Annotated in this window: 9 protein-coding genes; 4 read left to right on the top strand and 5 right to left on the bottom strand. The window is 40.9% G+C overall.

Annotated elements, in window-relative coordinates; all coding sequences use genetic code 11:
- Positions 1 to 446 precede the first annotated feature (446 nt).
- Positions 447 to 1,349 (bottom strand): DMT family transporter, encoded by a 903-nt coding sequence (locus ACFQ38_RS10180; protein ID WP_336824205.1) that lies wholly within the window; start codon positions 1,347 to 1,349, stop codon positions 447 to 449.
- A 119-nt stretch (positions 1,350 to 1,468) separates the two neighbouring features.
- Here ACFQ38_RS10180 and ACFQ38_RS10175 point away from each other — a divergent pair, with 119 nt between their 5' ends.
- Entirely contained in the window at positions 1,469 to 2,185 is a 717-nt protein-coding gene (locus tag ACFQ38_RS10175; RefSeq protein WP_381480635.1) for an MgtC/SapB family protein, read from the top strand.
- Positions 2,186 to 2,199: 14 nt separating this feature from the next.
- Positions 2,200 to 3,201: a cation diffusion facilitator family transporter gene (locus ACFQ38_RS10170; RefSeq protein WP_336824207.1), complete on the top strand. Its 1,002-nt coding sequence runs from the start codon at positions 2,200 to 2,202 to the stop codon at positions 3,199 to 3,201.
- 46 nt (positions 3,202 to 3,247) lie between these two features.
- Here ACFQ38_RS10170 and ACFQ38_RS10165 read toward each other — a convergent pair whose 3' ends face one another.
- Positions 3,248 to 4,414 carry an iron-containing alcohol dehydrogenase gene (locus ACFQ38_RS10165; RefSeq protein WP_381480632.1) on the bottom strand — a complete coding sequence of 389 codons (1,167 nt, stop codon included), beginning with the start codon at positions 4,412 to 4,414 and terminating at the stop codon, positions 3,248 to 3,250.
- 102 nt (positions 4,415 to 4,516) lie between these two features.
- Here ACFQ38_RS10165 and ACFQ38_RS10160 point away from each other — a divergent pair, with 102 nt between their 5' ends.
- A complete protein-coding gene (locus ACFQ38_RS10160) occupies positions 4,517 to 4,753 on the top strand; it encodes a DUF378 domain-containing protein (RefSeq protein WP_336824209.1) in 237 nt (78 codons plus the stop codon).
- Positions 4,754 to 4,894: 141 nt separating this feature from the next.
- On the opposite strand, the gene ACFQ38_RS10155 is transcribed toward ACFQ38_RS10160, so the two are convergent.
- From ACFQ38_RS10155 to pruA, 3 genes are all read right to left on the bottom strand, one after another.
- Positions 4,895 to 6,139: a Glu/Leu/Phe/Val family dehydrogenase gene (locus tag ACFQ38_RS10155; protein ID WP_336824210.1), complete on the bottom strand. Its 1,245-nt coding sequence runs from the start codon at positions 6,137 to 6,139 to the stop codon at positions 4,895 to 4,897.
- 83 nt (positions 6,140 to 6,222) lie between these two features.
- Positions 6,223 to 7,416 carry an ornithine--oxo-acid transaminase gene (locus tag ACFQ38_RS10150; protein ID WP_336824211.1) on the bottom strand — a complete coding sequence of 398 codons (1,194 nt, stop codon included), beginning with the start codon at positions 7,414 to 7,416 and terminating at the stop codon, positions 6,223 to 6,225.
- Positions 7,417 to 7,584: 168 nt separating this feature from the next.
- A complete protein-coding gene (gene pruA, locus ACFQ38_RS10145; RefSeq protein ID WP_336824212.1) occupies positions 7,585 to 9,129 on the bottom strand; it encodes an L-glutamate gamma-semialdehyde dehydrogenase in 1,545 nt (514 codons plus the stop codon).
- 141 nt (positions 9,130 to 9,270) lie between these two features.
- Here pruA and ACFQ38_RS10140 point away from each other — a divergent pair, with 141 nt between their 5' ends.
- A complete protein-coding gene (locus tag ACFQ38_RS10140) occupies positions 9,271 to 10,581 on the top strand; it encodes an AAA-type ATPase lid domain-containing protein (protein ID WP_336824213.1) in 1,311 nt (436 codons plus the stop codon).
- The last annotated feature ends 105 nt before the right edge of the window (positions 10,582 to 10,686 follow it).

The following is a 10,686-nucleotide window of genomic DNA, read 5'->3' as shown; positions in this document are numbered from 1 at the left end:
GATGCGCAGCGCATTGGGGTGTCGATTTCACTCGATCAGTCAGTCACGTGCTGAAGCACGCTCCTTCCTTCTCTCCTTCATCTCCTACCACTGCACTACACCTCGGCCGCCAGCACTTCTGACTACAATAGAAAGAAGTTAGATATGAGAAATTCGAATAGCTCGAGTTTCTTGCTGGCATCTTGTTAAGATGTCAATTTCGAATCCGAAGATTCGTTTTGTCTCTTCCGCCGACGGGGTCGGCTTTGAGACTTTATTTGTTGACGTTTTGCTGTTCAGTTTTCAAGGTTCATTCATTGTCTTTTTTTCGACAGCGACTTACTCATCATAACATCCTCTTTGCTAAGTGTCAACAACTTTTTTAAACTTAATTTCATAAGTTATTTTGTTGTTTTCAACTTGTCGGAAAGGACATGTATTAATATACAACATGACTTCGGAAGAAATCAAGTCTTTTTTAAAAATAATTTCTCCCGAAGTTTCTTTACATCTACTACATAAAGCAAAATACCTGATATAACAATGATTCCGCCTACTATTTGTGAAACAGTTAATGTCTCATGGAATATATAATAAGCTAAAATCGCAGCACCAACCGGCTCAAATAAAATAGCAATTGAAATAACATTTGTGCTTACCCACTTTATTGCCCAGTTAAATAATGAGTGCCCTAAAAGATTAGGAATTAAAGCTAACATGAAGAACCAAAACCAATTCGACGGCGAATAAGGAGCAAATGCTTCCCCTTTAATAAGTACATAAAAGAACAATGTGACAGTACTAATCGAATATAGAACAAACGTATATGTAATAAGAGAAAGTCTTTTTCTCACTTCTTGTCCAAAAAGAAGATATGCAGTAATGAGCGCGCATCCAGCCAGCGCCAACATATCACCGTAAAACGCATCCCCGCTTAACTGAAAGTCTCCCCAACTAATAATGACACTCCCACTAATTGCTACAACTGCGGATAAGATCGTTTTCATAGATATTTTTTCTTTGAAAAAGAAGTATGTTCCTACGAAAGCGAATATTGGTTGTAACGTGACAAGTACGGTAGAACTTGCAACTGAAGTGTAGTTTAAAGATTCAAACCATAAGATGAAATGAAACGCTAAAAAGATTCCGGCTATTGAAGAAAAGAGCCAATCTTTCTTAGTGAACTTCAGTACTTCATGTCTATGCTTCATTAAGAATACTGGAAGTAGCAACAGCACTGTAAACAGCATCCGATAAAATGCGATTACACCGGCGTCAGCAGTAGATAACTTAACAAAGATCGCCGATAAAGCAACTGAGATCACACCAATTATTATTGGTATATATGGATGGATAGAGGGTTTTTCCAATAATCACACCTTCCCTTTCCGTCGTTATTACGTTAGTTTAGTACCTTTTAAGGTTAAAGACAACATAACGAAGTATATCACAATTAATTTATCATCTATAGATGATTGGGGGAATTTCAATGGAATGGATAGCAAATTATGCGATGTATCCAGAAGTTTTAATCAAATTATCTCTCGCTTTGTTTTTAAGTTTAATTATTGGTGTAGAGAGGGAAATAAAGAAAAAGCCGATTGGACTGAAAACGAGTGCGGTAATTTCCACATTCAGCTGCTTGCTTACAATTGTTTCTATAGAAGCGGCTTACTTAGTACCAGCAAGGGATGATATTAATGTGACAATGGATCCTTTGCGACTTGCTGCACAAATTGTGAGCGGTATTGGATTCTTAGGAGCTGGGGCAATATTAAGAAGAGATAACGACAATATAACAGGGCTAACGACAGCTGCGATGATTTGGGGAGCAGCAAGTATCGGCATCGCGGTAGGCGCCGGCTTTTATATTGAAGCTGCATTCGCAGTTCTATGTGTATTATTCGTCATTGAAGTAATCGCCCCGGCCCTTGGCAAGTTTGGGCCGAAACGCATCCGCTCAAAAGAAGCTGCATGCATCGTATTCATTACAGACAAACGGAAAATAAATGATCTTATCGAGCATTTAAATTCCGTCAATATGAAAGTGGAAAATATGCGAATTCGTCAAATGATTAAAAATCCTGTTATGTATGAGGTAGACTTTCGATTACAAGCTCTTCCTAAAAAATCCACTTCAGATTTATTCATCGAACTGACTGAACTTCCTTATATAGAATCAGTCGAAATAGAAATATTCCCATAACTGGAGGCGCTATAATGAATGAAATGTTCAGCTTGCTAAAACAGGGTAACAAACCATCCTTGTTGGCAGGTGTTGTCAACGCGGTGATCGCCATTATTAAGGCAGTCGCTTTCTTTTTCACAGGCAATGTCGCCATGTTCGCAGAAACGATGCACTCTTTAGGAGACGCTGCAAACCAGTTTTTTGTATATATCGGATCTGCACTATCAAAAAAAGCACCTACCCCGCAATATCCAAATGGCTTTGGGAGAGTAGTTAATTTAGTCTGTTTAGGTGCAGTCATCGTCGTTGCGATTATGTCATACGAAGCAATAAAAGAAGGTTGGAGCCATATAATGAATCCAACTGAAACGAAGGGGCTTCTTATTAATTTATCTGTTTTAGGAGTTGCAACTCTTTTGGAGTTCTCCGTCCTGTTAAAAGCATCAAAGGAGATTTCTAGGGATTCAGGGGAGAATTATAAAGGGTTACGAGCTTTTTTATTTAGTCTCACCCATTTAAACCGAGCAAAGCCTGCGACGAAATTAGTCTTCATGGAAGATTTAGTCGCTACAATAGGTGGTATTTTAGCATTTCTATCCGTCTTAATAGCACATTTCACAGGATTTTTCGCCGCTGAAGGAATTGCTTCTATGGTAATCGGAATCATGATGTTTTATGTAGTAGGGAGGATCTTTTTGGAAAACGCGAGAGGCGCTATCGGAGAAACAGATGAGGAAATGATGAATCATATCGCTCACATCGTTGCAGAAGATCCAGATATAAAGGATATTCAAAAGGTTGAAGTGTTAAAGGAAGGAGAGTACCTTCACGTTGAAGTGGTCGCAGAGGTAGACCCATCTAAAACAGTCGCTTACGTAGATGATGTACGCGACCGGCTTATGATGATTATTTTAAAGCAAAGGGGCGTTAAAGAAGCATTAATTTCTTTTGACGAAGATGATGGAATTCGAACGTGGAAAGGCACAAACTCAAACGATAAATCAGTAGAGACATTTAAAAAACTGCCAAAATAAATGTTGAAGGCTACCGAATGGAAGTGTTTAGGTAGCCTTCTTGAAGTTATAATGATGCTGTTAATATTGCTTCTACATCTTTTTTAGATAGCGGTGCAAACTTTCCTACTTTCCCATTGACCGTCGCTTTTTCCGCCATTAAGCTAATTTTGGAATCATCGATGCCATAATCAGCCAACTTAACTGGCGCTCCCAACGACGTCCAATACTCCCGCAGCTTGTCAATGCCTTCCATCGCGATTTCTTCTACCGTTCTCCCTTCTCCATTGACACCAAAGACATTTACTGCCAACCGTGCAAATCGCTTAGGGTTCACATTGACGTTATACCGCATCCAATTAGGGAATAATATCGCCAATCCTCCTGCATGCGGAATGTCATAAACCGCTGAAACAGCATGTTCTATATCGTGCGTTGCCCAATCTCCACCTGCATTGCCCATTCCTAAAAAGCCATTAAGTCCCCAAGTGCCGCCTAACAAAATCGTTTCTCTCAGCTCATAGTTTTGGAGGTCATTAACTAATTTTCGGCCATCTTTCATAATTGCCCTTAATGCTCCTTCGCAAAGCTCATCTTGAAGTGGAGTATTCGTCGTACTATGGAAATATTGTTCAAATATATGAGACATCATATCAACAATGCCGTAAATCGTTTGATCCTTCGGCAACGATAAAGTGTACGTTGGGTCAAGAATCGAAAACTTAGGAAAATTAAACGGACTTCCCCAACCGTATTTTTCTTCTGTCTCTTCATTCGTTATAACAGAGCCTGCATTCATCTCACTACCCGTAGCAGCCATCGTCAACACTGTACCGAATGGGATTGCATCTGTCGGTTTTGCGGACTTTACGACAAAATCCCATGGATCTCCATCGTACTTAGCTGCACAAGCGATCAATTTTGTACAATCGATAACGGATCCGCCACCAACTGCCAAAATGAAATCTATTTGTTCTTTTTTACAAATTTCCGCACCTTTTCTTGCAGTAGATACTCTCGGATTCGGCTCCACTCCGCCCAATTCATAAATTTCCTTATTAAGCTTTTTCAGGATGGACATAACTTCGTCATACAGGCCATTCCTTTTAATGCTTCCGCCCCCATAAACAACAAGTATTTTATTGCCGTAGCTTTCAAGGCCATTAGGCAGTTTCGATAAAACTCCTTTACCGAAAATCAACTTTACCGGATTGTGAAATATAAATTGTTCCATATGATCGACCTCCTTATCGTTCTTTTTATCCTAACATGAAATGTCCATTGATTGTATGGAACTTTCCTTCGTGGGAAAACCTATTCTCAAGGAGGTGCTGTTATGAACAATTTACAAAAAGTCGCGCTAGCAATTACAATTATCGGTGCATTGAATTGGGGAGTCATCGGTCTTTTTAATTTTGACGTCGTTGCACAACTCACGGGCGGCAACGTCAATTCTGTATCACGTTTCATTTATATTATAGTTGGGATTGCAGGTATCGTTTCCCTCTGGCTTCTTTTCAATCCTGAGCCTAAAAGGGAACGCTATCGGATGACCGAAGCCGAAAAACTATAATTTTGCTTGGCTAAAGTTTAAAGGATGTACACTAAAGTCCATTGACCAAATCCTTGCATGGAAAGTGATAGAATTGCGAGTCGCTAAATGTACGATAAAAAAGAAGCATCCCTGTAGATAGGAGATGCTTCTTTTTTTGCATTACGCCCAACCACGGAAGCGAGATGCTTCTGCAGTTTTGCGAATACCGATCATATATGCAGCCAAACGCATATCAATATTGCGTGTTGTAGCTACGCTATAAACATTTTCAAATGCTTCAACCATTTTTTCCGTCATTTTCTCACGTACTTCTTCTTCTGACCAGTAGTATCCCATATTGTTTTGAACCCACTCAAAATAAGATACCGTTACGCCGCCCGCACTTGCAAGCACGTCTGGCACAAGAAGGATTCCGCGCTCTGTAAGAATTTTTGTCGCCTCGGAAGTTGTCGGACCATTTGCAGCTTCGACAACAATTGTCGCTTTAATTTTATCGGCATTTTCTTCTGTAATTTGGTTTTCGATTGCAGCAGGAACTAAAATATCGCAATCCAATTCAAGCAATTCTTTGTTGGAAATTGTATTGTCGAATAAGGTAGTTACTGTTCCGAAACTATCACGGCGATCCAATAGATAGTCGATATCTAAACCTTCAGGATCGTGCAATGCGCCGTATGCATCAGAAATACCGATTACTTTCGCGCCAGCATCATGCAAGAACTTAGACAAGAAGCTTCCTGCGTTACCAAATCCTTGGATAACAACACGTGCACCTTTCATATCAATTCCTTTGCGTTTAGCAGCTTCATTGATGATGATCGTTACGCCTTCTGCAGTCGCACGGTCACGGCCTTGAGATCCTCCAAGTACAATTGGCTTTCCAGTAATAAAACCTGGTGAGTTGAATTCGTCAATACGGCTATACTCATCCATCATCCATGCCATAATTTGAGCGTTTGTGAAAACGTCCGGAGCAGGGATATCTTTAGTTGGTCCCATTACTTGGCTTAGTGCACGTACATAGCCACGGCTTAAACGTTCCAATTCTCCCATAGACATTTCGCGTGGATCGCAAATGATTCCGCCTTTACCACCGCCATATGGCAAGTCAACGATACCGGCTTTCAATGTCATCCACATGGAAAGTGCACGCACTTCGTCAGCAGTAACTCCAGGATGGAAGCGTACTCCGCCTTTCGTTGGACCTACAGCGTCGTTATGCTGCCCACGGTAGCCAGTAAATACTTTTACTTTACCATCGTCCATGCGGACAGGGATTCGAACTTCTACCATACGGATTGGTTCTTTTAATAGTTCATACATTCCTTCATCATAGCCTAATTTGTCGAGTGCTTCTTTGATGACAACTTGTGTAGACGTGAACAGATTCAGGTTTTCAGTCATTTTAAGTGTTCGCCTCTTTGATTTATAATGTTTTCTTCGCCCATATTGTAACATAGACCAATTGACTTTTGGACACTAATTATTCAACCTGCAAAAACTTTTTTAATTTTTTCGACTGCCCAATCCAATTCATCCTTCGTAATAATTAACGGAGGAGCAAAACGGATTACAGTATCATGGGTTTCTTTGCATAGCAATCCAAGTTCTTTCAGTTTTTCACAATAAGGTCGTGCAGCTTCGGTTAATTCTACACCTATGAATAATCCTCTGCCGCGCACTTCTTTTATCGACGGATGATTAATCTTTTTCAATTCTTCTACAAAATAATTTCCGAGGTCGAGAGATTTTTCAGCAAGCTTCTCTTCTGTTAAAACATCAAGAGATGCCAAGGATACAGCGCATGCCATCGGATTCCCGCCGAAGGTTGAACCGTGAGAACCAGGGTTAAAAACACCTAATATATCTTTATTCGCTACAACGCAGGAAATTGGGAATACACCACCGCCAAGCGCTTTACCTAATATGTACATATCAGGCTCAAAGCCTTCCCATTCGCAAGCGAACATCTTACCAGTACGGCATAGCCCAGCTTGAATTTCATCAGCAATAAATAGAACATTATGCTTCTTACATAATTCATAGGCCGCTTTCATATAGCCCGCCGGCGGAATGATAATGCCCGCTTCCCCTTGGATTGGCTCAATAAGGAAAGCCGCTGTATTCGGAGTAATCGCTTCTTCTAATGCTTTCAAATCTCCGTAAGGGACTAACTTGATACCCGGGAGCATAGGTCCAAAACCACGTTTATATTCTTCTTCAGATGAAAGAGATACAGCTGTCATCGTACGGCCATGGAAGTTTCCTTCACAACCGATAATTTCTGCTTTATCCTTCTCAACGCCTTTTACATCATACGCCCAACGACGTGCAGCTTTAACAGCTGTTTCGACCGCTTCCGCACCTGTATTCATAGGCAATGCCATATCTTTATTGGATAGTTGGCAAATTTTTTCATACCACGGACCTAATTGATCATTATGGAATGCACGAGATGTTAATGTTACTTTGTCTGCTTGATCTTTCAATGCCTGAATGATTTTCGGATGACGGTGTCCTTGGTTAACCGCTGAATACGCCGATAACATATCCATGTATTTGTTTCCCTCTGGATCCTTTACCCAAACACCTTCTGCTTCAGAAATAACAATTGGAAGCGGATGGTAGTTATTAGCCCCATACTGATTTGTAGTAGTAATAATTTTCTCACTGATTGACATGAGCTTTCCCTCCCTGACCTCTATATGTAGTTGTAGAAGCAGGTCTTTACAACCTGCTTCTATAAATTGATGACACTTTATGCTATTCCATACGAATAAGACGCACTAAGCATAAATCCCCCTAATCAGCCATCATCCTCCGCTAAAACGGGGATAGTTGCAATCTAATTAAAACATTTCAGATGTTGTTTTACCTTGCATGTGAAGTTGCAAGTAGTCCGGACCGCCTGCTTTTGAGTCAGTACCTGACATGTTGAAGCCGCCGAATGGTTGGTAACCAACAATTGCGCCTGTGCAGCCGCGGTTGAAGTATAGGTTACCTACATGGAAATCTTCACGTGCTTGCTCAATGTGGTGACGGTTATTTGTAATAACAGCACCAGTCAAGCCGTAGTCTGTGTTGTTTGCGATTTCGATTGCTTCGTCGAAGTTTTTCGCTTTTGTAATCGCAACGACTGGCCCGAAAATTTCTTCTTGCATAATGCGTGCATCAGGAGCTACATCAGCAAAAACTGTTGGAGCTACGAAGTACCCTTTCGAGCTGTCTCCTTCTCCACCAGCTACAAGACGTCCTTCTTGTTTACCGATTTCGATATAGCTCATAATTTTATCGAATGAGTTTTGGTCGATTACTGGACCTGCAAAGTTTGTTGGGTCAGTTGGATCGCCGTATGTTAAACCTTTTGTAAGCTCTTCAACACGTGCAACCACTTGATCGTATACATCCTCATGGATAACTGCGCGTGAACATGCTGAACATTTTTGCCCGCTGAAGCCAAATGCAGATTTAACGATGGATTGTGCTGCCAATTCAAGATCCGCTTCGTTGTCAACTACGATTGTGTCTTTACCGCCCATCTCTGCAATAACGCGTTTCAACCAGATTTGGCCTTCATTCACTTTGCCAGCACGCTCGTAAATACGTGAACCTACTTCACGTGAACCTGTGAAGGAAATGAAACGTGTTTTAGGGTGGTCTACAAGATAGTCACCAACTTCGGAGCCAGAGCCTGGGATGTAGTTTACAACGCCAGCCGGCATACCTGCTTCTTCAAGCACTTCGATGAATTTGTAAGCAACAACTGGTGTAGTTGAAGCTGGTTTAAGAAGTACTGTGTTTCCTGTTACCAATGCAGCGACAGTCGTTCCAGCCATGATTGCTAATGCAAAGTTCCATGGAGAGATTACAACGCCTACACCGAGTGGAATATAATCAAAACGGTTGTATTCACCTGGGCGGCTTTCCACAGGAATACCATCTTTCAATTTCAACATTTGACGTCCGTAGAACTCAAGGAAGTCGATTGCTTCAGCTGTATCTGCATCTGCCTCGTTCCATGGCTTTCCAGCTTCTTTCGTAAGAAGTGCAGAGAATTCGTGTTTGCGACGTCTAATAATTGCAGCTGCTTTGAATAGGACGTCTGCGCGGAATTCAGGTTTTACTTTTTTCCAAGTAGCGAATGTATCGTTTGCGATGTTCATCGCCTTTTCTGCAAGGTCACGGCTCGCTTTTGATACGCGTCCGATTACTTCTTCTTTGTTTGCAGGGTTTGACGATACAATTTTGTCTTCAGTCATGATGCGCTCTCCACCGATGATCAATGGATAATCTTGACCTAAGTAGCCCTCAACTTTTTTAAGTGCGTCAAGGAATGCTTGTTTGTTTTCTTCTTTTGTGAAATCCGTAAATGGTTCATGTTTGTATGGAATCATGTTAGTCCTCCTAAAATATGATGACGCAAAATAAATTTGCATTTTTTCTCTTAATCCACCTATAATAATGCAAGAGATTGTTGCACATTTCAAGTATTTTTATTTATTTCCCTTAAAAAAAGTAAACGGCGGTGTTTAGCGTTGGATAGTACAGAGCAATCTTTGTTCCCTCTTTATGAATTTGCGGTAAATCATGCAGGTGTCGGCATCCATGCTGTTAACCGATCCGGCCGTACTGTCATATACAATGAAAAGATGAAGCTAATTGAAGGCTTGGAACTCGATGAAGTTGGAGACCGCACTATTTTAGAGCTGTTCAATTTCGAACAGGAAGAAAGCACGCTTCTTAAAGTGCTGCAAAGTGGCAAGGAGCAATTAAATGTTAAACAAACGTATTGGAATCGGAAAGGCTATGAAATTACTACGGTAAACGATACGTATCCTGTATTTCTGCATGGTGAATTGATCGGCGCAGTTGAAATTGCCCGTGATGTGACAGCGTTGGAAAAATTTGTTCTTCACCCCCTTCGAAAGGATAGTGTTCCGGTAACGTTCAATCAAATCGTCGCAGTTTCGGATGAAATGAAAACAGTCATTTCGACGGCGAAAAAGGCAATCCACGCAAAACTCCCCCTTCTTTTGATTGGTGAAACCGGAACTGGAAAGGATTTAATTGCAGAGAGCGTACATAATGAGTTGTCACCAGCCAGGCCATATTATTCATTTGATTGCCACCGTTCTGATCCTGCTATGTTCGATCGGCTAAGCGAAGATCTAAATACATTGGAAGCATTCACGTTATTTTGTGAACGTATTGATTTATTATCCCTTCCGTTGCAGCAAAAGCTGTATCGTGTATTAAAAGACATGGAGCAGGATGGCCGGCTTTTCATTGCAAGCATTGGTGATGATCCAGTCGAGCTGATCGCAGAAGGATCGTTAATGAAGGAGCTATATTATTTCTTCGCTTCATTCACGATTCGCATTCCGCCTTTACGCAAGCGTAAAGAGGATATCATGCCGTTCATCAACTCTTATTTGACACGTCGCAAAAAGAGATTTGGAACGACATTGGAAGGTGTGAGCAAAGAAGTAGAACATCTTTTTTTGAGCTATGATTGGCCTGGAAATATTAGAGAGTTGGAGTTTTTATTGGATGAAATCTCGTCAATGGCAACGATCCAAAATAGCATTACATATGAAATGCTACCGCTTCATTTTCGTTTAAAGGTTGATGAAATGACGAATACGCGGATTCAAGCCGGGGATTTCATCGTACAGCCTCAAAAAGATTTATTGCCGCTTGACCAATATTTACGAGAAGCGGAAGAGTACTATTTGCAAAAAGCGATGAAAATGCATAACGACAATATAACGAAGACAGCACAAGCTTTAGGCATGAGTAGGCAAAATTTACAATACCGCCTACGAAAAATGAAAGGCGAAAAATAATAACTTCATTATTTAAATGAAAGCGCTGTCTTTTGTAATACAAGTACTTCCAGTAACGATAAAAAAAGAGAGAACAGCATAAAATTGCCGTTCTCTCAGACTGTA

Origin of the sequence: Sporosarcina contaminans (genome assembly GCF_042679045.1) — a bacterium.
In the GTDB taxonomy this organism is placed as follows: Bacteria; Bacillota; Bacilli; order Bacillales_A; family Planococcaceae; genus Sporosarcina; species Sporosarcina contaminans.
The sequence above is the reverse complement of the archived record's forward strand: the minus strand, read 5'-3'. Positions and strand labels throughout refer to the sequence as shown.